Annotated in this window: 21 protein-coding genes and 1 pseudogene; 14 read left to right on the top strand and 8 right to left on the bottom strand. The window is 65.9% G+C overall.

What is annotated here, in order from left to right:
• The first annotated feature begins 2 nt into the window (after positions 1 to 2).
• The 8 genes from C8J39_RS18280 to C8J39_RS18315 all read left to right on the top strand — a co-directional run bounded on the left by C8J39_RS18280 (position 3) and on the right by C8J39_RS18315 (position 9,403).
• Complete coding sequence (locus C8J39_RS18280) at positions 3 to 758, top strand: ABC transporter ATP-binding protein (RefSeq protein WP_120301751.1); 756 nt, start codon at positions 3 to 5, stop codon at positions 756 to 758.
• Positions 758 to 1,372: a cysteine dioxygenase gene (locus C8J39_RS18285; protein WP_120301752.1), complete on the top strand. Its 615-nt coding sequence runs from the start codon at positions 758 to 760 to the stop codon at positions 1,370 to 1,372. Before C8J39_RS18280 ends, C8J39_RS18285 begins: the two co-directional genes overlap by 1 nt.
• Complete coding sequence (locus tag C8J39_RS18290) at positions 1,369 to 2,604, top strand: rhodanese-like domain-containing protein (RefSeq protein WP_120301753.1); 1,236 nt, start codon at positions 1,369 to 1,371, stop codon at positions 2,602 to 2,604. Before C8J39_RS18285 ends, C8J39_RS18290 begins: the two co-directional genes overlap by 4 nt.
• A 28-nt stretch (positions 2,605 to 2,632) precedes the next feature.
• Positions 2,633 to 3,736 carry an LLM class flavin-dependent oxidoreductase gene (locus C8J39_RS18295; RefSeq protein ID WP_120301754.1) on the top strand — a complete coding sequence of 368 codons (1,104 nt, stop codon included), beginning with the start codon at positions 2,633 to 2,635 and terminating at the stop codon, positions 3,734 to 3,736.
• Positions 3,736 to 4,755 carry an ABC transporter substrate-binding protein gene (locus C8J39_RS18300; RefSeq protein ID WP_120301755.1) on the top strand — a complete coding sequence of 340 codons (1,020 nt, stop codon included), beginning with the start codon at positions 3,736 to 3,738 and terminating at the stop codon, positions 4,753 to 4,755. Before C8J39_RS18295 ends, C8J39_RS18300 begins: the two co-directional genes overlap by 1 nt.
• A 117-nt stretch (positions 4,756 to 4,872) precedes the next feature.
• The gene (locus C8J39_RS18305) at positions 4,873 to 7,407 is read left to right on the top strand and encodes a TonB-dependent siderophore receptor (RefSeq protein WP_120301771.1); all 2,535 of its coding nucleotides are present in this window, start codon (positions 4,873 to 4,875) and stop codon (positions 7,405 to 7,407) included.
• Positions 7,404 to 8,735, top strand: a complete 1,332-nt coding sequence (locus C8J39_RS18310; protein WP_243650255.1) for an LLM class flavin-dependent oxidoreductase — start codon at positions 7,404 to 7,406, stop codon at positions 8,733 to 8,735. Before C8J39_RS18305 ends, C8J39_RS18310 begins: the two co-directional genes overlap by 4 nt.
• 11 nt (positions 8,736 to 8,746) lie before the next feature.
• Positions 8,747 to 9,403, top strand: a complete 657-nt coding sequence (locus C8J39_RS18315; protein ID WP_120301757.1) for a peroxiredoxin-like family protein — start codon at positions 8,747 to 8,749, stop codon at positions 9,401 to 9,403.
• 87 nt (positions 9,404 to 9,490) lie between these two features.
• Here the strand turns inward: C8J39_RS18315 and C8J39_RS18320 are convergent, their stop codons facing one another.
• Entirely contained in the window at positions 9,491 to 9,919 is a 429-nt protein-coding gene (locus C8J39_RS18320) for a heme-binding protein (RefSeq protein ID WP_120301758.1), read from the bottom strand.
• A gap of 261 nt (positions 9,920 to 10,180) precedes the next feature.
• Between C8J39_RS18320 and C8J39_RS18325 the strand changes: the two genes are divergently transcribed.
• The 3 genes from C8J39_RS18325 to C8J39_RS18335 all read left to right on the top strand — a co-directional run bounded on the left by C8J39_RS18325 (position 10,181) and on the right by C8J39_RS18335 (position 13,117).
• Positions 10,181 to 11,059 carry a TauD/TfdA family dioxygenase gene (locus C8J39_RS18325; RefSeq protein WP_120301759.1) on the top strand — a complete coding sequence of 293 codons (879 nt, stop codon included), beginning with the start codon at positions 10,181 to 10,183 and terminating at the stop codon, positions 11,057 to 11,059.
• On the top strand, positions 11,056 to 12,360 hold the full coding sequence (locus C8J39_RS18330; protein ID WP_120301760.1) for an MFS transporter: 1,305 nt from the start codon (positions 11,056 to 11,058) through the stop codon (positions 12,358 to 12,360). Before C8J39_RS18325 ends, C8J39_RS18330 begins: the two co-directional genes overlap by 4 nt.
• 127 nt (positions 12,361 to 12,487) lie before the next feature.
• The gene (locus C8J39_RS18335; protein WP_183038034.1) at positions 12,488 to 13,117 is read left to right on the top strand and encodes an alpha/beta hydrolase; all 630 of its coding nucleotides are present in this window, start codon (positions 12,488 to 12,490) and stop codon (positions 13,115 to 13,117) included.
• 238 nt (positions 13,118 to 13,355) lie between these two features.
• On the opposite strand, the gene C8J39_RS18340 is transcribed toward C8J39_RS18335, so the two are convergent.
• The 7 genes from C8J39_RS18340 to C8J39_RS18370 all read right to left on the bottom strand — a co-directional run bounded on the left by C8J39_RS18340 (position 13,356) and on the right by C8J39_RS18370 (position 21,664).
• Positions 13,356 to 14,819, bottom strand: a complete 1,464-nt coding sequence (locus C8J39_RS18340) for a DUF389 domain-containing protein (RefSeq protein ID WP_120301762.1) — start codon at positions 14,817 to 14,819, stop codon at positions 13,356 to 13,358.
• A gap of 505 nt (positions 14,820 to 15,324) precedes the next feature.
• Positions 15,325 to 15,954, bottom strand: a complete 630-nt coding sequence (locus C8J39_RS18345) for a DUF4198 domain-containing protein (protein WP_120301763.1) — start codon at positions 15,952 to 15,954, stop codon at positions 15,325 to 15,327.
• A gap of 14 nt (positions 15,955 to 15,968) precedes the next feature.
• Entirely contained in the window at positions 15,969 to 16,250 is a 282-nt protein-coding gene (locus tag C8J39_RS18350) for a DUF3325 domain-containing protein (protein ID WP_120301764.1), read from the bottom strand.
• The gene (locus C8J39_RS18355) at positions 16,247 to 17,842 is read right to left on the bottom strand and encodes a PepSY domain-containing protein (protein ID WP_120301765.1); all 1,596 of its coding nucleotides are present in this window, start codon (positions 17,840 to 17,842) and stop codon (positions 16,247 to 16,249) included. The genes C8J39_RS18350 and C8J39_RS18355 overlap by 4 nt, the downstream gene beginning before the upstream one ends.
• The gene (locus tag C8J39_RS18360) at positions 17,839 to 18,153 is read right to left on the bottom strand and encodes a hypothetical protein (RefSeq protein ID WP_120301766.1); all 315 of its coding nucleotides are present in this window, start codon (positions 18,151 to 18,153) and stop codon (positions 17,839 to 17,841) included. Before C8J39_RS18360 ends, C8J39_RS18355 begins: the two co-directional genes overlap by 4 nt.
• Complete coding sequence (locus tag C8J39_RS18365; RefSeq protein ID WP_243650256.1) at positions 18,150 to 20,435, bottom strand: TonB-dependent siderophore receptor; 2,286 nt, start codon at positions 20,433 to 20,435, stop codon at positions 18,150 to 18,152. The genes C8J39_RS18360 and C8J39_RS18365 overlap by 4 nt, the downstream gene beginning before the upstream one ends.
• Before the next feature lie 317 nt (positions 20,436 to 20,752).
• Positions 20,753 to 21,664 (bottom strand): LysR family transcriptional regulator, encoded by a 912-nt coding sequence (locus C8J39_RS18370; RefSeq protein ID WP_120301767.1) that lies wholly within the window; start codon positions 21,662 to 21,664, stop codon positions 20,753 to 20,755.
• Positions 21,665 to 21,770: 106 nt separating this feature from the next.
• Between C8J39_RS18370 and C8J39_RS18375 the strand changes: the two genes are divergently transcribed.
• From C8J39_RS18375 to C8J39_RS18385, 3 genes and pseudogenes are all read left to right on the top strand, one after another.
• On the top strand, positions 21,771 to 23,135 hold the full coding sequence (locus C8J39_RS18375; protein WP_120301768.1) for an alpha/beta fold hydrolase: 1,365 nt from the start codon (positions 21,771 to 21,773) through the stop codon (positions 23,133 to 23,135).
• Between the two features lie 25 nt (positions 23,136 to 23,160).
• On the top strand, positions 23,161 to 24,018 hold the full coding sequence (locus C8J39_RS18380; protein WP_120301769.1) for an alpha/beta hydrolase: 858 nt from the start codon (positions 23,161 to 23,163) through the stop codon (positions 24,016 to 24,018).
• A 93-nt stretch (positions 24,019 to 24,111) separates the two neighbouring features.
• Positions 24,112 to 24,885: pseudogene (locus C8J39_RS18385) on the top strand (SDR family NAD(P)-dependent oxidoreductase).
• The last annotated feature ends 804 nt before the right edge of the window (positions 24,886 to 25,689 follow it).

Here is a 25,689-nt window from a genome sequence, read left to right on the forward strand (position 1 = left end):
CCATGACCATCTCGCACATCATCGCGATGCCGCAGCCCGTCCGCCCCGTCGTCAAGCTCACGCGGTTCTCGCGCAGCTTCGGTACCAACACCGTCCTCGACAATCTCCATCTCGATATCGCCCAAGGCGAGTTCGTCGCGCTGCTCGGCCGCTCTGGATCGGGCAAGACGACGTTGCTGCGGACGCTCGCCGGCCTCGATACCGCCGAGACGCAGGACGTGACGATCCCGACCTCTCGCGCCGTCGTGTTCCAGGATGCGCGGTTGCTGCCGTGGAAGCGCGTTTGGCGCAATGTCGGGCTCGGACTGAAGGGACCGGACGTGCGCGACCGGGCGGAGGCAGCGTTGCGCGAGGTCGGTCTCGGCCACCGGCTCGACGTCTGGCCGCTGACGCTGTCCGGCGGCGAGGCGCAGCGTGTGGCGCTCGCCCGCGCGCTGGTCCGCGAACCGAAACTGCTGCTGCTCGACGAGCCGTTTGCAGCACTCGACGCGCTGACCCGGGTGAAAATGCACGGCCTCGTGATGGCGCTATGGCGCGCGCACAAGCCTGCCGTGCTGCTGGTGACGCACGACGTCGACGAGGCGATCGCGCTGGCCGACCGGGTACTGGTGCTCGATGCCGGGCGGATCGTCGTCGAGGAACGCATCTCGGTCCCGCGCGCACAACGTACCGGGATCGCGACGGCATTGCGCGAACGGTTGCTGGGCGCGCTCGGCGTAGAACGGGACGAGCCCCTGCCCTTCGTGAAGGCCGAATGATGGCGAGCCTCGTACAAGACCGCCCACGCCTCGATCGTCTGCGCGATTTCGTCACCGGCATCGGCACGCTGCTCGACCGCAGCCGCGACGAACGCTCGCTGCTGGAGGAAGGCAGCGCCGCGCTTGGCCAGCTCGTCGCGCATGACGACTGGCTGCCGGACGCCTACGCCGCCCCAAACCCGGATCGCTATTCGCAATACCTGCTCCACTGCGACAGTCGCGAGCGGTTTTCCGTCGTCAGCTTCGTTTGGGGGCCGGGACAGGCCACGCCGATCCACGACCACCGCGTCTGGGGCCTGGTCGGCGTGCTGCGCGGTGCCGAGCTATCCGAACGGTTCGCGCGCTACCCGGATGGTGGCTTGCACGCGGTCGGCGCGATCGAACGGCTCGAAGCCGGCGAAGTCGAGGCGGTCTCGCCCTCGGTCGGCGACATCCACCGCGTATCGAATGCGTTCGATGACCGCGTGTCGATCAGCATCCACCTCTACGGCAGCAATATCGGTGCGGTCGAACGCGCCACCTATGATGCGGCGGGTACCCCGAAGCGGTTCGTGTCGGGCTATGCCAACGCCGTGCTGCCGAACCTCTGGGACCGCTCGGGAGCCACCGCATGACTACCCCCACCGAAATCCGCACCGCGCTGCTGCTCGGGCATGAAATCGCGCTGCTCGACGTCCGTCACGAAGCCGCGTTCGCGACCGGACACCCGCTGTTCGCCGCGAATCTCGCCTTCGATCGGATCGAACTGGAAGCGACGATCCGCCTCCCGCGCAAGGACGTACCGATCGTCCTGTACGACGACGGCGAAGGCTACGTACCCGCCGCTGCCAAAGCGCTGACCGCGCTCGGCTACACCCAAATTACAACCCTCGAAGGCGGCCTCGGAGGCTGGCGGGCGGCTGGCTTCGAAGTGTTCGAGGACGTGAACTCCTACTCGAAGGCGTTCGGCGAACTGGTCGAGGCGCGCCGGCACACGCCGTGGTTGGCCGCCGAAGACGTCGCCGCGCTGATCGAGGAGAAGGCCGACATCGCGATCCTCGATGCGCGCCGGTTCGAGGAATATGCGACGATGAACATCCCCGGCTCGACCAGCGTGCCGGGCGCCGAACTCGTGTTGCGGGTCGCAGAGGCGGTGCCCGATCCCGACACGACGATCATCGTCAACTGCGCCGGCCGCACCCGCAGCATCATCGGCACGCAGTCGCTGATCAACGTCGGCATCCCCAACCGCGTCGTCGCGCTGCGCAACGGTACGATCGGCTGGACGCTCGCCGGCCAGTCGCTCGCGCACGGCAGCGATCGTCCTGCACCGGAAGTTCGACAGACCGACGAGACCGCCGCCACCGCCCGCGCCGTCGCCTACCGCGCGGGTGTAAAACGCCTGACGCCCGCCGAGCTCGCGGTGCTCGAACGCGACACCAGCCGCACGCTCTACCGTTTCGACGTGCGCCGCCCCGACGAATATGTCGCCGGCCACATCGCCGGCTTCCGGTCCTATCCCGGCGGACAGCTGGTGCAGGAAACCGACATCGCCGCGCCGGTTCGCGGTGCGCGGATCGTCCTGGCCGACGATATTGGGCCGCGAGCCGACATGACCGCGTCGTGGCTCGCGCAACTCGGCTGGAAGGTGTTCGTGCTCGATGGCGGGTTCGCCAATGGCACTGGGGGCGACCTCGAAACCGGTCCCGGCCAGACGATCCCGCCGGGCGACCCCGCGCACCGGTACAAGCGCCCCTACGAAGGCACCGACAACGCCGCTGCCGCGATGCAGGCCTATCTCGACTGGGAATACGGCCTGGTCGACCAGCTCGCGCGCGACGGCACGCACGGCTTCTACGTCATCTAATTTCCTCGAACATCACAGGAGACACGTCATGCCCGTCAAGTTCATCGGCTATATCGGTTTCAACGACGCGTCCGAGATCCACGGCGTCGGCAAGGCGCGCGGGCTCGACAAGGCCTATGTCGAGGCCGCCGCGATCGCGCAGGAAAAGGGTGGCTTCGACCGCGTCCTGATCCCGTTCGGCTCCGACAGCCCCGAAAGCCAGATCGTGGCCGCGCACGCCGCCGCCATTACCACCAAGCTCGGTTTCCTGATCGCGCACCGCCCCGGCTTCACCCAGCCGACGCTCGCCGCACGCCAGTTGGCGACACTCGACCAGCTCTCGGGCGGCCGCGTCGCGGTCCACATCATCACCGGCGGCGCGGACAGCGAGATGGCGCGCGACGGCGATCATTCGGTGAAGGACGATCGCTACGCGCGCACCGACGAATATCTGGAGATCCTGAAACAGGAATGGTCGTCGGCCACGCCGTTCGATCATGACGGGCGCTTCTACAACGTCCGCCAGGCGTTCAGCCAGATCAAGCCGACCAACCTGCCCGTGTTCTTCGGCGGATCGTCGCCCGCCGCGATCGACGTCGCCGGGCGCCATGCCGATGTCTACGCACTGTGGGGCGAGACGCAGGCGCAGGTGCGCGAGGCGGTCGGCACGATCCGCCACGCCGCCGCGCGCTATGGCCGCAGCCCCGGCTTCTCGCTGTCGCTGCGCCCGGTGATCGCCGATACCGAAGAAGCGGCATGGAAAAAGGCCGACCAGATCGTCGAGAAGGTCCGTGACCTCCGCGTCTCGGCCGGTGCAGCGACCAGCGGCCACGCCCCACCGAACGCCGGTTCGCAGCGACTTCTCGATACCGCCAACCAGGGCTACCGCGTCGACAAACGCCTCTGGACCGGGGTGGCAGCACTAGGCGGTGCGCAAGGCAATTCGACCGGGCTGGTCGGCACGCCCGAACAGGTCGCGGACGCGATGCTCGATTATTACGACCTCGGCATCGACCATTTCCTAATCCGCGGCTTCGAGCCGTTGCAGGATGCGATCGACTATGGCCGCGACCTGCTGCCGGTCGTCCACGAACTGATCGCCGCGCGCGATGCCGAACGCGACCTCGTCGAACCGCAGTGGGCGGTAGGCTGATGCCGGACTGGACGGACGACGAAGGGGTGGCTTCGGCGCCACCCCCGCCCAGGGAAGGCCTGAAGCGATGGTGGCCGTTGCTGCTCGCGGCCGTGCTAGCGGCAGGTCTGTACGCGTGGCTGGGACGCGGCACCGCAAGCGGCGATGTATTGCACGTCGGCAGCCAGCGCGGCGGCACCAAGGCGCTGATGCTCGCATCGGGTGCGCTCGACGGCGCACCCTACCGTATCGAATGGTCCGAATTCCCCGCCGCGCAGAATTTGCTGGAGGCGATCGGCGCGGGCGCGGTGGATGTCGGGATGGTCGGCGACGCACCGTTCCAGTTCGCTTACCAGAGTGGCAGCCCGATCAAGGCGGTGGCCGTGCAATCCGCCACCTCGCGGCCGCGGGGCAGCCTCGCGATCCTGGTGCCGGCGCAGTCGCGGATCGTCGATGCCGGCGGACTACGCGGCAAGCGGGTCGCGACGACCCGCGGCTCGGTCGGCCACTACCTTCTTCTCCGCGCACTCGACGCGAAGGGGCTCAAGCCCACCGACGTGCTCCTCACCTTCCTTGCGCCCGGCGATGCCAAGGCGGCTTTCGACACCGGCTCGACCGATGCCTGGTCGATCTGGTCGCCCTATAGCGGAGCGGCGTTGGCGCAGGGCGCGCGGGTCGTCGCGGACGGCGCCGATTATCTGAGCGGCTATGCCTTCGATGCGGCGAACGCGACAACGGCGGTCAGCAAGCAGGCGATCCTGAAGGACTTCCTGCAACGCGAAACCCGTGCGCTCGACTGGGCGCGCGCGCATCCCGATGCCTATGCCGCAGTGCTCGCTAGGGAAACCGGCCTGCCGCTGACGATCGCGCTGTTCCATGCCAAGCACCTGCCGATGGCGCGGGTACCCGTCGATGCTACGGTAAAGGCAGAAGAGCGTGACGTGGTCGCACAGTTCCGCACTGCCGGCGCGCTGGCCGGCAATCGGCCGCTCGACGATGCGTATCTCCCGCTCGACCAGGGTCCGAACAGTACGCGGTAAGCTCCGAATGCGGGCCTGACCCGCTAGCGGCCCCCGCCGCCCGACCAATCGCTCTTTATCTCGCGCGCTCCCGCTTCGGCGGGACCGGAGACGCGCGCCTTGCTCACGGACATCATCATGACATCGACCTCCCGCCTGCTCGCCGGTGTCGCGCTTGCGACCTTCACACAGCCCGCCTTCGCCCAAGAGGCACCGCCTGCCCCCGCCACGACCTTGACCACGCCGGATGCAAGCGGCGGCACCGACGACACGATCGTCGTCACCGGCGTGCGCGGTGGCCAGGCGCGGGCGGTCGCCGACAGCCCCGTACCGATCGACGTCATCAGCCGCCGCGAGTTGCAGGCGACCGGCCGCACCGGGCTGAAGGAGATTCTCGGCAACATCGTGCCCTCGCTGACGATGCCCGCGCTCGGCGGCGGTGGTACCTCGGCGAGCGTCAAGCCGATCGCGATCCGCGGGCTCTCGGGAGATTACCTGCTCGTGCTGGTCAACGGCAAGCGGCGCCACACCACCTCGCTGATCAACAACCTCTCGCGCATCTCTGGCGGCTCGACCCCGGTCGATATCGACCTGATCCCGACCAACGCGGTCGGCCGCATCGAAGTGCTCCGCGACGGCGCCGCCGCGCAATATGGCTCGGACGCGGTGTCCGGCGTCATCAACATCATCCTCGACGACGCACCCAAGGGCGGCCGCTTCTCGATCACCGGCGGCCAGCAATATTCAAAGGGTGCGCCGCTGCTCCAGACCGACCTGAGCTACGGCACAGCGCTCGGCGAAGGCGGGTTCTTTCGCGCCGCGGTCGAAGCGAAATACCATGATCGCGCGGACTCCTCGGCCGACGCCGTGCCGCGGATTCTGCCGCTGGTGAACGGCCAGCCGGACCCGCGCGAGGCGACGCTCGATCATGTCTATGCCGGTGGTTATGGCCGGTCGAACCGCGACAAGATGATCAACGGCTCGTACAATGCCGAGCTGCCGGTCGGCGATACGCTGCGGCTCTACAGCTTCTCGACGCTGAGCTACCGTGACATCAGGGACGCGCGCGGCGCGTATATCCCCTCCCCCACCGGTTTTGGTGGCCAAGCCAACACCAACGGCCTCAACGTCTTGCCCCAGCTCTACCCGACCGGCTTCCAGGCCTATCGCCGGATCAAGGAAACCGATTTCCAGCTAACCGGTGGTGCGAAGGGCGAGCTTGCCGGCTGGACCTGGGACCTGAGTTCGAGCTTCGGGCGCGACCGCGTCTGGCTCGGCTCGGAGAACACGTTGAACCCCTCGATCGGGCCGACCAGCCCGACGAGCTTCTATATGGGCACGCAGATCCAGGACGTGTGGGTCAACAATCTCGACGTTACCCGAGACGTATCGATCGGCCTCGCCAAGCCGCTGTCGATCTCGATCGGCGCCGAGCATCGCTGGGAACGCTTCCAGTCGCGCGCAGGCGAGCCCGACAGCTACCGCAACGGGGGCTATCAGATTCCCGTGGATACGACGCCGTTCGGGCAGCTCTATGGCGGCCGGTATCCGTCGCCGGGCCTCGTGTCGTTCACCGGCACCTCGCCCGCCGACGCCGCCTCGCTCAGCCGCAACAATCTGGCCGGTTATGTCGATCTCTCAACCAACGTCACCGAGGCGTGGTTCGTCGGCGTGGCCGGTCGGTTCGAGCATTATGACGACAGCGCCGGCAACACCGTCAGCGGCAAGCTCTCGACCCGCTACGAACTCGCACCCGGCCTCGCGATCCGTGGCGGCGTCAACACCGGGTTCCGTGCACCGGCGCTGGCGCAGACCGGCTTCTCGACCACGCAAAATACGACGACGGTGATCGGCAACACGCCCGTCTCGACGATCGCGAAGTTCCTGCCGGTGAACAGCGCCGCGGCGATCGCGCTGGGTGCGCAGTCGCTGAAGCCGGAAAAGTCGCTCAACTACACGGCGGGCGTCACCTACGAAGCTGGCGCGCTGCATCTGACGCTCGACGCGTATCAGATCCGCGTCGACGACCGCATCGTCAAGACCGAGTTCCTCGGTACGGCGTCGAACGGCGGCACCGCGATCCGCGACATCCTGGTCGCGAACGGGGTATCTGGCGTCGACAGTGCGCAATTCTTCACCAACGCGATCGACACGCGCACCCGCGGTATCGACGCGGTGGCGGAATACACGCTGCGCACCAGGGGATTCGGCGTGTTCCGGCTGAGCGCAGCCTATAGCTACAACAAGACCAAGATCCTCAACATTGCCGACAACCCTGCCGCGCTGAGTTCGCTCAACGTCGTGCTGTTCGGCAGGCAGGCACAACGCGACCTGGTCGTTGCGTTGCCACGTACGAAGCTGGTGCTGACCAACGACTGGTCGCTCGGCCGCGTCCATGCCCTCGCCCGCGCAACCCGCTTTGGCCGCTATATCGAGTCCAGCAACGTCGCGACCGGCGACCGGACCTTCGGCGGCAAGTGGGTGGCCGATCTCGACATCGGCTACGACCTGACCGACCGCGTCACGCTCGCGGTCGGCGCCAACAACCTGTTCGACACCTATCCCGATCGTAACGGCCTGATCGCCGCCGACGGCAGCGGTGCCTATGGTGGGTTCGCGCCGTTCGGGCTCAGTGGCGGCTCCTATTACGCCCGCGTCGGGGTGTCGCTGTGACCCGTCAGATGCACCTTGCGCTGTTCGTCACCGCCGACGGTATCCACCACGGCGGCTGGCGTCATCCGCAGGCGAGCGACGCGGACCAGGGCTTCGGTTTCTACCGCCGCCTCGCCGCACAGGCCGAAGCCGCCAAGCTCGACATGCTGTTCGTCGCCGACAAGCTGGCGGTCGATGACCTCTACGGGAACCACTTCGCAACGACGGTCCGCTACCGCGCGTCACGCGGGACGGAGCCGCTCACGCTGCTGTCGGCGCTTGCGGTCACGACCGAGCGTATCGGCCTCGGCGGGACGATCTCGACCAGCTATACCGAGCCCTATCACGTCGCCCGAATGTTCGCGTCGATCGACCATCTCAGCGGCGGCCGCGCGGCATGGAACGCGGTCACCTCGGTCAGCGACGCGGAAGCGCATAATTTCGGACGCGCCGAGCATTACGATCACGCCACGCGCTACGACCGCGCCGCCGAATATCTGAACGTGGTTCGCCGGCTCTGGGACACGTGGGAGGAAGACGCGATCGCGCCGGACAAGGCGGCCGGCACTTACGGCGATCCGACGAAGGTCCATTACGCCGATCATGCGGGCAAGTGGTTCGACGTGAAGGGCCCGCTGTCGCTGCCACGTCCGCCCCAAGGCCACCCGGTCCTGATCCAGGCTGGCGCATCCGGCGCGTTTCAGGATCTCGCAACGCGCAACGCCGAGGTGGTTTTCGCGGTCTACCCCGACATCGATCGTGCGAAGGCGGGATATCGCAGTTTTAAAGACGATGTCGCCGCCGCCGGACGATCGCCGGACGCGGTGAAGATCCTGCCCGGCATGGTGCCGATCATCGCCGACAGCGACGATGCCGCCGCCGACCTGCTCGGCGAACTCGACGCGCTGGTCGAGCCGCTGGCGGGGCTCAGCTTCATGTCGGGCAGCATGAACTACGACCTCGCCGACCACGCGCTCGACGAGCCCGTTCCGGACATCCGCGACCTTATCCGGGGCAGCAAGGGCCGGTTCCACTACGTCATCGGCAAGGCGATCGAGGAAGGCTGGACGTTCGCCGACCTCGGTCGCTGGTACGGCTCCAGCCTGTCCTTCGCCAAGATGGTCGGCAGCCCGCGCACCGTCGCCGACGAAATGGAACGCTGGCTCGTCGAAGAAGCCTGCGACGGGTTCGTCGTCATGCCTGCGTTCATGCCGGCCGGCGTCGACCGGGTGCTGCGCGACGTCGTGCCGTTGCTCCAGTCACGCGGTGTCTTCCGCCACGACTACGCAGCATCGACGTTGCGCGGCCATCTCGGACTCGATCGCCCCGCCAACAGCTTCCACGTGTGAGGAGACCGTTCATGACCGAATCCGTCCGCGCCGCGCTCGGCGCGTTGCAAGACGAGCGTGACCATAGCTGGACGCCTGCGCAGCTGGAGCTGAACGCCAGCCAGCGACGCGAACTCGTCATCGGCTTCGATGGGTCGCGCACGATCAAAGTCAGCGATCCGATGCCAAACTTCGCGCTGGAAGCTGTGAATGGTACGACGATACGACTGGACAGCCTGATCGCCACTGGTCCCGCCGTGCTGATCTTCTTCAGGTTCGCCGGCTGCCCCGCGTGCAACGTCGCACTACCGGTCTATCAGCGCGTGCTGTGGCCGACCTTGCGCGAACTGGGTGTCCCGCTCGTCGCGATCAGCCCGCAGATTTCTTCGAAACTCTCGGAGATACAGCAGCGCCACGCGCTCGACTTCACCATAGCGACCGACCGCGACAACCATCTCGCACGCCAACTCGGCATCACCTTCGAAGCCAATTCGGCAACCCGGCAGGCCGCGTCAACACCCTTGGGCGAGGTGACCGGGACCGGCACGTGGGAGCTGCCTTTCCCAACGGCCCTTGTGGTCGACGAAACAGGCGTTGTTGCATGGTCGGATGTAACGCCGGACTGGATGAAGAGAACCGAGGTCGACGCCATCATCGACGCCGTCCGATCAATCATCACCCAAATCTAGAATGCCTGAAAAATGGCAGCGATGCCATGGTTTGCACATCTTGGGTCGATCGAAACGCCAGCGGTCGGCGCGAGCAATTTGCCGCGTTCACTCCAGGACCGAAAGCCCGGCCGCAGCGACGCCGGCAAGCGCACACGCCTCGTCATTGTCCGAGGTGTCGCCGGTCACACCCACTGCCCCAACCAACTGGCCGTCTGCGTCGACGATAAGCACGCCGCCTGCCGCAGGCACGACGCCGTGCGGAGAGATTGGCCCGAGCGAGGCGATGAACGTCGGACGCTCCGATGCCATTTCAGCAATCTTGCGGCTCGATACGCCCAGCGCGAGCGCCCCGCCCGCCTTGGCCATCGCGATCTGAGGCCGCAGCGTCGACGCCCCGTCTTCACGCTGCAGCGCGACAAGGTGCCCTCCGGGATCGAGCACTGCCACGCAGAGCGGCTTGAAACCGAGCTCCACCCTCCTCTCCAGCGTCGCCGTTATAATCTTGCTGGCAAGTTCGAGCGTGATGCGCACCATGCATGGTTCCTTTGTATGGACCGCTATCCCGGACGACGGGTAATCGGCACGAGGCTGGCCGGGATCATGGCCAATGGGGGAATGCCTCTACTGCCTTCAGCGATCCACGCGGCGCCCAATTCGCGCCGTTGCTGTACGCAAATATGTCCCGGTTGACCGGCCCAAACAAATGCTTTGCGGTCCACGTCGGCGGTCAATCGTTAAAACCGTCATGCGGCAATCGACCGTCGTCGACTGCGAACGTGCGATTATGGAGTACGGATGATGGGCGATCTTCTGGCGAGCCGATTTGGCCTCGACGTGGTCAAAACGGGAATGGGCGTCGGCGCGGAGGTTCGGGGTATCGATCTTCGGACGCTCGATGATCGGCAGTTCGCCGACCTGCACCAGGCCTGGCTCGACAATCTGGTCCTGCTCGTCCGCGACCAATCGCTGTCGGACGCGGACCTGATCGCCTTCAGCCGCCGGTTCGGGGACCTCGATCTCGCGCCCATCCAGGAGACCGGCCGCCGCTTCGTCGAGGGACTGCCCGAACTCTATGTCGTCTCGAACGTGGTCGAGGGCGGCGTCCCGATCGGCAGCCTCGGCAATGGCGAGGCGGTCTGGCACACCGACATGTCCTATGTCGAAGTCCCGCCCCAGGCGAGCGCGCTCTATGCGCTGGAGGTGCCACCGACGGGCGGCAATACGAGCTTTGTCGATATGTACGCCGTGTACGAGTCTCTGCCCAATGACCTGAAGGCGCGCATCGCCGGACGCCGCGTAAAGCACGACGGCACCTACAATAGCGGTGGTTTCCTGCGTCAGGGCGTCACGCCGAGCGACGATCCGCGCGAGGCGCCGGGCAGTCTGCACCCGTTGGTCTACACGCATCCAGAAACCGGACGCCCCGCGCTGTATCTCGGCCGCCGCCGTAATGCCTATATCGATGGTCTGGATCTGGCCGCATCCGAAGCGCTGCTCGACGCGCTTTGGGAGCATGTCGATGGCGACCGGTTTGGCTGGAGCCATCAATGGCGCAAGGGTGACCTGGTGCTGTGGGACAATCGCTGCACGATGCACCGGCGTGATGCGTTCGATCCTGCCGCACGGCGCGTGATGCACAGGACCCAGATCAAGGGGACGGGTCGACCTGCATGACGGGCCATGGCTTGAGCCGGTCCGAGGCGGTCGCCCGTCACGTCCCGCGGTGGATGAGCATCCCCAACCGCATCCTCGCGGTGCTCTGCCTGATGTATCTGGTCCTTTACATCGACCGGGTGAACCTGGCGACGGTGGGCCCGCGGATGACCGCCGAACTGGGCATGAGCAACACCCAGTTCGGCCTGGCGATCTCGGCCTTTTCCTATCCATACGCACTGATCCAGCTATTCGGCGGTCGGGTCATCGACCGCTTCGGGCCGCGGCGCATGCTGCTGATCTGCGGTGCGATCGTTTGCGTGACGACGGTGTTGACTGGGCTTGTCGGCGGGATGGCATCGCTGTTCGCACTGCGTCTGGCGCTCGGCATTGGCGAGGGGTTTGCTTTCCCCGCCGCGACGCGCGCCATGGCGACATGGCTGCCACCGGCGCGCTGGGGCTTTGCCCAAGGGATCACGCACGCCGCCGCGCGGCTTGGCAATGCGCTGACCCCGCCGCTGCTGGTCGGGTTGATGGCGCTCGTATCATGGCGCGGGGCATTCGTGGTGCTCGGACTGGCGAGCGCGGTCTGGGTGATCCTGTGGCTGGTGGTCGCGCGGGAGAATCCGGAACGCCATCCCGGCATGTCCGACGAGGAACGCGCCGAACTGGCCCCGGCCGCGCAACAGGCTGCCATCACGCCTCCCGTTCCATGGTGGCGGCTCGCGCGGCGGATTGCGCCCGTCACCGCCGTCGATTTCTGCTACGGTTGGACGCTCTGGGTGTTCCTGACATGGCTCCCCTCGTTCTTCTTCAAGAATTTCGGGCTCGACCTGAAGCACTCGGCGCTGTTCTCGGGCGGTGTGCTGTTGGGTGGTGTGATCGGCGACTGGGTCGGTGGAGCAGCCAGTGATTATATCTACCGCAGGACCGGCAGCCTGCAGGCGGCGCGGCGTAACCTGATCATCGTCGGGATGATCGGTGCTTTCATATTTCTCGTGCCCGTGGTCCTCACCCACGACCTGACGACGGTCGCCCTGTGCCTGTCGCTTGCGTTCTTCTTCTCCGAGCTTGTGGTGGCGCCGATCTGGGCCGTACCGATGGACATCGCGCCGCAATATGCAGGTACCGCCAGCGGCATGATGAACTTCGGCTTCGGCATCGCCGGTATCCTCTCCCCGCTGGTGTTCGGCGCGGCGGTAGACCTGACGGGGAGCTGGTCGATCCCGTTCTGCGCATCGCTGGCGCTACTCTTGGTCGGCGCCGGTCTGTCGTTCTTCATGCACCCGGAAAAACCTTTTCAAGCTGACGGAGTTCGCTGAGGCCGAATTAGGAAAAGCTTCGCTTTGCATGACTCGCTAAACAAGACGGTCACATAGCGTGGAGCCTAACCGCCCTGATCTCAGCCGAGACCCAGGATAGAACGGTCTGGCGCGTATCCGAAAAGCTGTGTTGCGTCGTCGACCGGAAGAAGGCAGCTTAGGCATTCACGGAAAGGGAGACCGGATTGTGTCTGTTGCCGTCCTGGATAACCCTCGGCTGACGCTCATCGCGCTCGTCCCTGACAATGCTGTCTCGATATTCGGGCGGTTCCGGGAGTTTCCGCGGTTTGGCGATGCGCAGCATATCGCAGTGCGCAGCCGTACCGCTGCTGAGCGAACGGCGCTGGCGGCGCGGATCGATGCCGCCGTATCGGCGTCCGATCGTGCCGTCATGCTCCTGGCACAGGGCAGTGCCTGCGCGGCGGCCGCATGGTGGGCACGACTGTCGCCGAAAGCCTATACGGCGAACGTTGCCGGCGCCCTGTTGGTCGCCCCCGAAGGCACGAGCTTGCACCAGCATCATTTCGCGGCGCCGAAAATCGGCCTGCCCTTCCCATCGATCGTCGTCGGCGCCGATGACGAAGCGCAGCGCCTGGGCATGGAATGGGGCAGTCGCCTCGTCGATGGCCCACTCCTGAGCGCGGCGACTGCGCCGACCAACCGCCTGCGCGCCATCATCGAACGCTTCACGTCCGCAGTGGTCGAGCGCGACGTTGTTGCCGCGTATCGCATCATCCAGGCGATCGGGGACGCCTAGCTGGACGCCGGCCGGCAAGTGAGATCGGGCGAACGTCGGGCAATGTGAGCGCCCTGTCGGAAATCACCATACTTCGTGTTTGGGGTCGGCGCGCTCGCGTATCTGCCTGACGAAGCAAACATATCCCAGCCGCGCACCGTTGCTTGCTTTCAATTCCTATTAATCGCTGCGGATACAGCACGCCGTTCAGGTGATTGCCCCTGATGACCTCGCCGTGTTCGAGCGGGCCTATGCGCAGCTATGGCCTGCGCTCGCCTGACTGAGACGCAGATGGGTCCGTCTCGACCGACCATACCAGTCGCAGGCGACCGCCCGCCAGACCGGGGGCTGCCCTGCCTCCTCGAGCGACGATACCTTGCACGATTGCCGTGCGCTGCCGCAGGGTCCCGCCCCGCACATCGACCGTCCGGGACAGCCGAGCCGATACCCAGCCTGCTTCGCCGAGCGCTTGATCGTCAATGACGCCGGATTTGATCGCTACGTCCGGCAAGGTGACATCGCTCGGCGGACCGAGAATGACATGCCAGTCCGCGACCGCTGCGTCCGCACGACGTTCCAGAGCGCGATATCCGGCGACGCCCAGACCGGTAAGGGGCGCTGCCGTCGCGCGGATAGTTCGCCCCGCTGAATCGAACTGCACGGATGAAACGGGACTGCCTGCAATCAGCGCAACGTCCGCGATTGCACGATCACGCTCGCGCGCGACGCGCAGCGCATCGCCATTTCCCGCCCGCGCGATCTGCGCAGCCTCGACCGCCCCGGTTTCGGGTGAGATGCGCACCTGATCAACATGGACATCGACCGGCCGCGACAATCGTTGGCGAAGGTCAGCCGCAAGCTTACGATCCGCTCCCGGTTCGATCCGAGGCGTCAGCATGACCGCGCGAACACGTACCGGGTTCGCACCATGGTCAATCTCAACCTGGCTCAGTCGCGCGCCGGGTGGAAAGTCCTCACCCAGCGCATCGCGCACCTGCCGCTGTGCGACCGCCTCGAACGCAATTCGACGCAGACCGGTCCCCAGGGGAATGGACAAGACCCCTATCGCGACGGCGAACAGCACGAGTTGCCAGCCGGTATGGTGCGGTGAAAGATGGCCGCCGAAACCGTAACAGCGTGCGACGAGCGCGGCGGTCAGCGCAATGGTGATGGCATTGGTGAGGAACAGCAACAACGCGCCCGAGAATACCACCCAGTTCCACGTCGCGATACCGAACCCGACCACGACCAGCGGCGGCATCAAGGCGATGGCGATCGCCACGCCCACGACCGTACCCCCGCGCCCGCGGATCAGGGCATAGCCGCCCGCGATTGCGGAGAGCAACGCGACAAGCAGGTCGAACAACGTCGGCTGCGTCCGCCCGGCGATCTCGCTCGTGATCGTCTGGATCGGCGAGAGCAGGATCAGCACGACTGAGAGCGCCACCGCGATAGAAGCCCCCAAGGTCAACGCGGTCGCCGCCCGGCGTATCTCGTGGAAGTCGAGCGTCGCAATGCCGAAGCCTAGGCCGATGATCGGCATCATCAACGGTGACAGCAACATGGCGCCGATCAGCACCGCGACCGAGGGCATCAGCAGCCCGAGCAGCGAGATCGCGGCCGAAATGATGATCAGGAAGGCATAGCGCCCCGACCACCCCGCCTCCTCCGCGATCTGTCGAAGGACGCCGTCATGATCGACGTCTTCGGTTGCCTTGGCCATCCACGCCCGAGGAAGCGCAACGAATTTTGCTGGATTCAGGTGGATCGGGTCGTCTCCGTCATCGTCGCTGGTACAGTTTCTTGCGCATACCGGTTAGCTGGCCACATCGGCAATGAACGCGATCGCGAAGACGAATGTCATGAGCGGCTGCCCGGAGGTTCAGATCGCAGTCCACGCAAGAACTCCAATACCCTGTACCGTGGCGATGTTACCGCGTCAGCAGCCAGACAGAGGTCGTTTTTCAACCACGACTCAGTTACGCTGATCGCTGGCTCCAAGCTTGTTCGAGCGGACCCACAAGCCGACATTCGCAGGCTGTTATCAGCTAACCAATATCGGCCATTCATTCATCGGACGGGTGGGCAGCGCTCGCTCACCAAACCGTTACATAGGCGGTTTGACGCGTTCACCGATGAAAACCGATCGGTTGAGGGTCCGGCCGCGATTGGTGAGAGGTTTTGCTATAGAACGCAGTGCCCGTTCGTTGCGCGACAACGTCACCATTCTAGTGCACGACGTACGAGGTCGTCGTGATGCGGTACACGGTCTGCGCAATGCCGTCCGGAAGCGCAATCGGGCCATTCTCCTTGGCGGTGGCGACCAGAAGATGGCGTCCCGGCTTGGCGATACCCGTGTCGATCATACCCGCGGCATCGGTCGTGAGCTCGATCTTCGAACGATCGGGCGCGTACATCGTGACGGTGGCAGCGGGCATTGGCTTGCCGGAGCGCGTCAGTACAAACCGCGATCCGTTCGCGGTGATCGGCGCGAGTTCGAACGGCAGCTTGGCCTGCGCCTCGACACGGCCGGCGCGCGCGTAATAGACTACGCCCTCCTTCCTCCCGTCCTGCCCCCAAAGCGCGAACACCGAATCGTCCCACGCGCGCACGTCGCCTGCCGGCAGGTTCGTTTCGAGGAAGCCGGTGCGCCGCGTCAGGACCGCGCTTGGCTGAGCGAGTATCCGCGGCGCTTTTAGCTTGGCGAATTCGGGATCACCGCCAACCGGCATCGGCTCGCCCGGCTCTCCCAGATAAATGCGTGCGGGGCCGGTGCCATCGCGTTCGATCCAGATTTCGTGTGCGTACGCGGTCGAGGGAAGGCAGAAAATGAATGCTGCGATCAAGGGGAAACGCATAATCGAAGTCCTTTCTAGCGCCGCGCGTCGCGTGCGGGAATGAAGTTGAGGGCGAGGAAGGCGATCCCGGCACCGGCCATGATCGCGCCCGCCCACAGGATCGGTCCGAAGATCCAGCCTCGGGCGAGCATCGCGGGGACCACGCTGGCAATCAGCGTGAGCCAGCCACCGGTCCGCAATATCCTGCGGCCTCTCGCCTGCGGACTTTTCCCGAACCTACGGCGATGATGCGCGTCGGTGGTGAGGCCGAGCAGCGCAAACGCCGCGGTTGCGAGCAAGAGTGACAAGATACTCATTCGGCGGGCTCCAGAACCTTGGAGGCGGTGACGGCCCTTGGGTTGCGAACGTGCTTCGCAGCAGGGCGATGGCGCGCGACGCGGCGGGCGAGCAGTAGAAAGGCGACCCCAAACACCACGATCGTCGCGTCGATGCCCGCGATCATCAGGTCGCCGATCGCCAGCGACGCGAACAGCCCGCGCTCGGTCGCGACGACGTCGTACACCGGCAACACGACGAGTAGCACGCCGGTCGTCGCGAACAGCGCCGACCACATGCGCGCCGGCCTGACGACGAACGCCGTCGCCGCGGCGATAGCCCAGGCGATGAACATCACATGCATCTCCCAGTCCGCGCGCCCGCCGAGTGTTACCGGCAGCAGGCGGTTGGCCCAGAAGAAGCACGCGATCCCGAGCGGGAAACCGCCGATCACCGCGACGTTGAGCCGCTCGACCAGGCGGAACCCGAAATGCGGCCGGGTCGGGTCGGGCAGGCGCTCGCGACGCTTGACCGTCCACAGCACGAGGCCGCTCGCGACCATCAGCGTGCCGGCGATCCCACACAGGAAATAGAGCCAACGGCCGCCGTCTCCTGCGAACCGTCCGGCGTGGAGCCCGATCATCGCGCCCGCGGTCTCGGCCGCCGCGCCCGGTGGCGGCGAACGCCAGACGAGGCGCCCGGTCATGCCGTCATAGGTCAATCGCGGCGTCCGCGACGACAGCATCGAACTGGCGCTCTGGCTCACCGACACGCGCGCGGCGGCATCGCCGGGATCGCTCACCTCGATGAAGCTCGCCGGTGCGCCGAGCCGGCGTTCGGCATCCGCCGCGATCCGTCGCAGGTCGACCAGCGGTGCGGGACGGCCGGTCCGCTCGACCGCCGCAGCGGTGGGAAACAGTGTGGCAAATACGGTTTTCTGATCGGCATAATTCGCGACGACCGCCCACGGCATCAGCATCGCCATCAGCGTGACCAGCCCGGTATATGTGATCATCAGGTGGAACGGCAGCGCCAGCACCGCGGTCGCGTTATGCCCGTCGAGCCAGGATCGCTGGCCCTTCGCGCGGCGCAAGGTGAAGAAATCCCTGAAGATCTTCTTGTGCGTGACGATCCCGCTCATGATCGCGACCAGCATCATCATGGTCGCGAACCCGACCAGCCACCGCGCCCAGATCACCGGCATGTAATGGAGATCGAAGTGGAAGCGGTAGAAGAACTCCCCGCCCCGCGTCTCGCGCGCCTGCGCGACCTGTCCGTCGGCACCGATCAGCGCCTGCGTGTCGCCGCGCCCTCGCCGGCCCCGCCTGCCACGCTCTTCGCCCGGCTTGGGTTGTGGCACCCAGAAGACTTGCGCACCGGGCGATCGTTCGGTCGCCACCGAAATGATCCAGCTCTTCGCGTCGGGAGCCTTTTTGGCCAGGAACGCCTGCGACCCGGCCAGCACGCGCATCGGCTGTTCGACGCGCGCGATCTCCGGCCGCATCCAGCGGCTGAGCCCCTCGCGCCAGAACGCGATCGTGCCGGCGACGAACACGAGGAACAATATCCAGCCGAGCAGCAGCCCGGACCATGTGTGCAGGAACGCCTGCGATTGTCGAAAGCCCTTGCTCATAACCGCCCCGTCGCGTCGATCGAGATCCATGCGATCGCCGCGGCGATCCCGGCGGCGAGCGCCAGCGTCCAGATCGCCCGCCAACCGCTACGCGCCGCGAACGCCCACATCGCCGCGATCGCGCACAAGGCTAGCGCGATCAGCGCGGCAGTGACGCTCGCCTCGGCACGGTCACCGGGCAGCAGCCGCGCGATCGCCATCGCCCACAGGCTCGCCGTAGCATACGCCAGCGGAACCGCAGCGACGACGCGCAACGCGATGTCGCCACGCCGCGCCCAGCGCGCGCGGGCATGCGCGTCGCCCGCCGTCACTCGAACGTGTACCGAAGCGTCGCGAACGCGGTGCGCGGGCTGCCATAGTAATTGCCGCGACCGGTCGCTGCGATGCGCGCGTAATAGGTCTTGTCGAGCACGTTGGCGACGTTGACTGAGACGCCCACCCGCTCGCTCAACTTGTACCCCGCGCGCAGGTCGACCACCGCATAACCCGGCTGGCGTACGATCGTGGAGCGGGTGCGCAGCGTACCGTCAGCGTTGAACACCGCCGCATTGCCGCCATAGGTGCCGCTGAACCACGTCACGCTGCCACCCAGGCTCGCGCCCGCCAGCGGCCCGTCGACCGGCGCATAGTTGGTGAACGCCTTGATCATGTGCTTGGGCACGATCGGCACCAGCGACAATCCTTCGAACGCAGCGGTCTGGTCCTCCAGATACTTGGTCTTGGTGTAGGTGTAGCCGCCGTTGATCCGCCAGCCCGGCAGGATCTCGCCGGTCGCCTCGGCCTCGATACCGCGCGCGCGGACCTTGCCGGTCTGAAGCACGACCGTCGCGATGTCGGGATCGTTGAACAACCGGTTGGTCTGCGTGATCTGGTACGCCGCCGCCGACAGCAGCAGGCGATTATTCATCAGCGAAAGCTTGGTACCCGCCTCATATTGCGCGCCGACCAGCGGCTCGATCTGCTGCCCGTCGGGACGTGCCCGACCGACCGGTGCGGCCTGCGGCGTGAAGCTGTCGGCGTAGCTCGCATACAGATTGAGCTGCGACGTCACGTCCCAGACGATGCCGGCATAGGGCGTGAAGCGGTTGTCGACGCCGTAGCGCGTCGACGGTGGCAGCACGCCGCTCGGCGTCAGCAGCGTGGTCGTCGTCGTATCCCACCACGTCACGCGCCCGCCACCGATCAGCGTCAGGCCGGTGACCGGGCTCAGCCGCATCTGCCCGTAGATGCCGTATTGCTCGATATCGGTGCCAGTGCTGCCATAGGCCTGGAGCACGCAATTGGCAGGCGCCGGCGTGATCGCGGTGCTGGAACTGGGACAGGTCGCCCCCGTCCCCTGCACCGGATAGTAGGGCGACGCGCCATACGGGTTCAGCGGCGGCTCGAACGGCGATACCGGATTGTACACGTCGATCCGTGCATAGTTGGACAGCCGCGTGTTGTACGACGTGCCCGAACTCGCCTGGTAATCGGTGCCGAGGATCAACGTCTGGTCGCGTCCGAACAGCGGGAAGCTGCCGATGCCGTTGAAGTCGAACGAGCGCGTCTGCTGCTTGCTGTCGCCGCGATAGGCGATGTGGCTGGTCGAGCCGTTGGTCGCGGTGACCGGCTGGCTGCCGATATAGCTGTAGATGTCGACGCGATCGACGTCGGTGAACAGCCCGGTCGCGCGCAACGTCCAGCGGTCGCTGATCTTGTGCGCCAGTTCGGCGAACCCGGTCCAGGTCTCGGCGTTGAACCGGTTCCAGTCGGCGCCGAGATAGGTCGACCGCTTTACCTTGAGCAGCTGGCCATCGCTGCCGTCGGCGCCGCCGATGATGCCGGGCAGCCCCGACTGCACCGCCGGACGGAAGCGGTCATAATAGCCGCCGACCGTCAGCATGGTGCGCTCGCCGATCTCGAGCGAACCGACGGCGAACCCGCCGATGCGGTTGCGATGCGCGGTTGCGAAGAACTGGTCCTGGTCCTGCGCCATTGCGCCGAACCGCAAGCCCGCCTTGTTGCCGATCGGCGTCGAGACGTCGAGCTCGAAGCGTAGATTGTCGTAGCTGCCGGCACCGGCGCTCGCCTGCATCCTGAACGCGTCGAGCGGCCGCTTGCGCACCATGTTGATGCTGCCGGCGGGATTGCCCGATCCGCTGAACAGACCTGCCGGGCCGCGGAGCACTTCCAGCCGGTCGTAGAAGAACAGGTCCGGCACCGCGGACGGGAAGTTGAACGCGAAGCTCGGGACGCCGTCGATCAGGTAATTCGTGATCGCGAACCCGCGCGAGAAGAACGCCGGGTCCTCGCTGCCGATGCCGTTGACGGTGATGCCGTTGGTCGCGGTCAGCGCGTCCTCAAGCGTGAACAGGTTCTGCGCCTCGATCTGCTCGCGGTCGATCACGGTAATGGTGTTGGGCGTGTCCTTCAGCGGAGTCACGGTCTTGCCGACTTCGCGACCATAGCTCTTGCCGAGGACCATGATCTCGTCCGACTTCTGCGCATCGTCCGATCTGGTGGACCCTTCTACGGTCCTGGGCTCCTCGGCCGGAGCTGGCAAAGGCGCCCCGACAAACGCTGCACTCGCCAGCAATATACTCGAAAAACTCATACTGAACCCCCGTTGACGGAGGGCCTTTAGGTGAAGCGCTGTTGCGAGTCACTATCAATCTAACGGTTTTGTCATAATCTGTTGAGAGCAGAATGTCTCAGCGCAAGTGCGACCAAACGCCTTTTGCGGGACATATCGTGCAGTGTGGGCATCACCAACGAGCTATCTCAATACGCACTGGCAAGCAGCTGGACCCATTCCCGGTCGCTAGCGGTCTGGTTTCGGCTCCCAGCAGCGGACATTGGTTCATCTTCCAAGTACGCCTAGGCTCAGCCGACCGCCGCAGCAAACGTTCGCGGCCCTGCCGATTGCAGCCGCTAAGATTGCTGGTGCTTGTACTCGCCGTAATGCTCCGCCAAATAATCGACGAACAAGCGCGTGCGCGCCGGCATGTTCGCCCCCCCGACGAAGACGGCGTGAAACACCTCCCGGTCGCCGGGATTGAACGGCTCCAGCAGCGGCACCAGACTCCGCTCCGCGATCGCGCGCCCGATCGCGAAATTGCCGACGCGCGCTATTCCGACGCCGTCCAGCGCCAGTTGCAGCAGCGTTTCGCCGCTATTGGCCTCGATCGTGCCGTGTACGGTCATTCCCTCGGTCTCGGTCTCGGTCCGGAACGGCCAAACCGGCTCGGCGCGACGGAAGTTGAAGTTCAGGCAATTGTGCTGCGCGAGATCCGCCGGCGCGCGGGGCGTGCCGCGTTCGGCGAGATAGTCGGGCGAGGCAACGATCGTGCGACCGTTGTCGCCCAGTCGGCGGACCATGAGCAGGCTGTCAGGCAACGGGCCCGAACGCACTGCGACGTCCGCCTGCCCCTGCGCGACATCGACCTTCTCGTCGGACAGGTTGATGTCGATGACGATCAACGGGTGATCGCGCGTGAACGCCTTGAGCAGCGGCACGATGCAGACGCGGCCATGCGAGACCGCGGCGCTCACCCGTATCCGGCCGCGCGGCGCGCCTTGGTCGGCGATCCCCTGCTCGACTTCGTCGAGATCGGCGAGGATTCGCCGCGCACCACCAAGATAGGTCCTGCCCTCAGCAGTCAGGGTAAGCGCGCGCGTCGTGCGCAACAGCAGCCGTGTGCCCAGCCGCGCCTCGATCCGGTCGATCGTCCGGCTGACTCCCGACGGCGTCAGCGCGAGCTGGCGGCCCGCTGCGGAGAAGCTGCCGGTAGATGCGACGGCGGCAAACACCGCGAGGTCGCGCGCACGATCGAAACTGGCCATCTTTGCTCCGGAATCAAAAGTTCTTGCACTCCAATCTAGCTAATCACAGGACAACAATCTGTCTAGTTTTTGCCTGGGCGCATGGAGCGCCTTCAGGAGACAGACGATGACGACGCACCGCCAGCCCCGCCGCCTCGCCTTCGCGGCGGCGTCCCTGCTCAGCCTCGCGAGCACCACCGCGCTCGCGCAGAGCGCTCCGCATTTCCCCGCCAGCTTCCACGAACAGGACATCCCCACCAACGGCACCACGATCCACGTCCGCGTCGGCGGATCGGGTCCGGCGGTCGTGCTGCTGCACGGCTATGGCGACACCGGCGACATGTGGGTACCGCTCGCCAACGCACTCGCGCGCGACCACACGGTAATCGTGCCCGATTTGCGCGGCATGGGCCTGTCGGCGCGTGCCGACAGCGGCTTCGAGAAGGCGAACGAGGCAAACGATATCGTCGGCGTGATGGATGCGCTGGGTGCAGCGCGCGCCGACGTCGTCGCGCACGATATTGGCAACATGGTCGGCTACGCGCTCGCGGCGCGACATGGCGACCGCGTGACCAAGCTGGTGTTGATGGACGCGCCGGTGCCTGGCATCGGGCCATGGGAAGATATCCTCAAGAACCCGCTGCTGTGGCACTTCCGCTTCGGCGGGCCCGACATGGAGCGGCTGGTCGCGGGCCGCGAGCGGATCTACCTCGATCGCTTCTGGAACGATTTCTCGGCCAAGCCGGCGCGTTTCACCGAAGCGGATCGCACGCATTATGCGGCGCTTTACGCTGGCCCCGGCCGCATGCATGCCGGCTTCCTACAATTCGCCGCGTTCGACCAAGACGCGATCGACAATCGGGCGTGGATCGCCACGCACGGCAAGCTGACCATGCCGGTGCTCGCGATCGGCGGCGAGAAATCGTTCGGCGCGACCATGGCAGCGGTCACCCGTGCCGGCGCGGTCGATGTGCAGGAACGCGTCATTGCCGATGCCGGCCACTGGCTGATGGAGGAGCAACCCGACGCGACCGTCAAGGCGATCCGCGACTATCTCGACGCGCCGGTCGTCACGACGCGGGTGCGGTTCGGGCCGGTCGCGCTCTCGAGCGAACAGGTTGATCGCATCGCGACGACGGGAGCCGGCACCGGCACATCGGGCATGGCCGGGATCCGCACGGTGCTGCTGTCGGGCGATCCGGCCAAGCCCGGACCCTATACGCTGGAGATCCGCGTACCCGCGCACACCACGATCGCACCGCACACGCACCGCGAAGACCGCGTGGCGACCGTGGTCTCTGGCACCTGGTACTTTGGTTATGGCGCCGATACCTCGACCGCAACGCTTCGCGCGCTGGGCGCCGGCGGGTTCTACACCGAGCCCGGCAAGGTGCCGCACTTCGCGGCTACCCGCAACGAAGCGGCCGTCGTCCGCATCACCGGCACCGGGCCGAGCGATACCGCCTTCGTCTCCGCCGCAACACCGCGCTGATCCGCCCACGCCAAGGAGACAGGAGATGCCACAATTCGCTTCGACCACCATGCAGGTGCATGAACTCGACGGGGGTGCCGGACGGTTATTCGTCCGGCACTGGCCCGCGATCGGCACGGGCGGCGCCTCGCTGGTCCTCTGCCACGGTTTCCATGCGCATAGCGGCCATTATGCGCGTGCCGCCGAGGTGTTCGCCCAGCGCAGCTTCGCCGTCGCCGCGCTCGACCTGCGCGGCCGGGGCCGTTCTGAAGGCGCGCGCGCTTACGTCGACACGTTCGACGCGTATGTGTCGGATCTGGCTCGCGCCATCGACCTTGCGCGTTCGCTGACCCCCGATCTGCCGGTCTACCTCCTCGGACACGGCGCCGGCGGGGTGATTGCGCTGACCTATGCGCTCGACCATCCGCGGCGGATCGACGGCCTGATCTGCGAGAGCTTCGCCTATCGCGTGTTCGCGCCCGATGTCGCGCTGACGATCCTGAAGGGCACTAGCCACATCGTGCCGCACGCGCGGGTGCTGCGGCTGAAGATGGCGGACTTTTCGCGCGACCCCGCCTGGGTCGAACAGCTCGAGCTGGATCCATTGGTGCGCGATGAAGTGCAACCGGTGCAGACGGTAGCGGCACTGGCGCGCGCTGCCGATCGATGGCGCGTGGACTTCGGCCGCATCGTCCTGCCCATCCTCATCCTGCACGGCACCGGGGACAAGGCGGCAAACGCGCAGGGAAGCCAAGACTTCTTCGAGGCTGCCGGTGCGAGCGACAAGACGCTCAAGCTGTACGAAGGGCATTACCACGATCTGCTCAACGATCTCGACCGGGACCGTGTCACGAACGATATCGGTAACTGGATACAGCAGCGCGCCTCCGAATTGGCCCCATGAAGATCGCTCCCGGTCACAACGCTCACACGAAGACTCCGGCATGCCCTCGATCCCCACCGGCACACCATTCCGACCCATCAAAGGACCAACACCATGAACATCGACCTCAATGGCAAGACCGTGCTCGTCACCGGCTCGACCGAAGGCATCGGCTTCGGCATCGCGGTGGGACTGGCTCGCGCGGGCGCAACCGTGATCGTCAACGGCCGCACGCAGGCCAAGGTGGACGCTGCGGTCGCGAGCATTGGTGGCAGCGCGCGCGGCGTGGCGGCCGACCTAGGAAGCATCGGCGGCCACCACCGGCTCGTCGCCGCAGAGCCCAGGGCCGACATCGTCGTCAGCAATCTCGGCATCTTCCAGCCGGCCGATTTCTTCGAGACCGATGACGCGATCTAGGATCGCCACTGGCAGGTCAACGTGATGGCCGGCGTGCGGCTCGCCCGGGCGTATCTGCCGGGGATGGAATCCAGTGGCTGGGGCCGCTTTTTCTTCCTGGCATCGGAATCGGCGTTCAACATCCCGGTCGAGATGATCCACTATGGCGTCAGCAAGACGACCGACGTCGCGCTGGCGCGCGGGCGCGCCAAACGGATGGCCGGGACCGGCGTGACCGTGAACTCGGTGCTGCCTGAGCCGACACTGTCCAAAGGCGTCGAGGCAATGCTGGAGGCGGAGCGCGCCCGTTCGGGCAAACCGGTCGAGGAGGTTGCCGCGACCTTCGTGCAGCAGCACCGGTCCAGTTCCATCCTTCAGCGCGCCGCCACGGTGGAAGAAGTGGCGAACATGGTCGTCTATCTCGCGTCACCACTGGCGTCGGCGACCACGGGCGCGGCGTTGCGTGTGGATGGCGGCGTTATCGACACGTAGATGTGAGGCGCGTCCGCACGCGTCGGAAATGGCCGCTTCAGTATCGGGGTCACCGATCCTGAAGTGGCCAAGTTGGGCGCGTGATTGCTGGCCCACCCGTCCGCGGTGGTGTCCGCGTTACGTTTGCGGGCTCGACCCGATCCTGGACGTCGATCAGAGATCGATCATCGCTAAGAACCTGCCATTCGTTCATCCATAGAACGCCCGACTTAGAGCACCGTCTCGCGCATGCTGAACGGCATGACGGATAAGCAACGATTTAGCGGCTACCGAGCTTGATCGACGGTCAACAGCTGTGCGCAAAAGCCTTGCGGTCGCCAATGCTGAGTCAAGGTGGTTGGCGATTTGGTAGCGTCATGCAGGATGAGCGCAAAACCGCGTCGCTCCTCTTTGCCGACAGCCATGAGCAGCATGGGCGGCCCCGGCCTGATCGTCAGTCAATTGCCCGGTCCTCGACCGACCTGCGATCCCTCTGGCGTCTCCAGGCAGGTGTTGCCAGTGAGTGCAAGAACGCGGCCGGTCGCCAGTGGATGTGGACCGGGGCGGTCATGCCAGGGCTGAATACCGATCGCAGATAGTCTGCGGCCAACGTCGGCCCGCGTTCCACGGGTAACAGCCCGATGACGGCGGCGGGGCGACCGCGCTTCGCTCGCCAGTCTTTGCGTTCGATGGTGAACAGCCAGACCGCGCCGAGGCGCTGAGAGCGGGAGCGTTCGAACGGTTGCGAGCGCTCATCGATGCGGTGGTGCTGACGCCGGAAGACGGCAATCTCGCGATCGACCTGCGCGGGGAGCTGGCGTCAAT

The sequence above is a fragment of the Sphingomonas sp. PP-CC-1A-547 genome (assembly GCF_003610375.1).
GTDB lineage: Bacteria > Pseudomonadota > Alphaproteobacteria > Sphingomonadales > Sphingomonadaceae > Sphingomonas.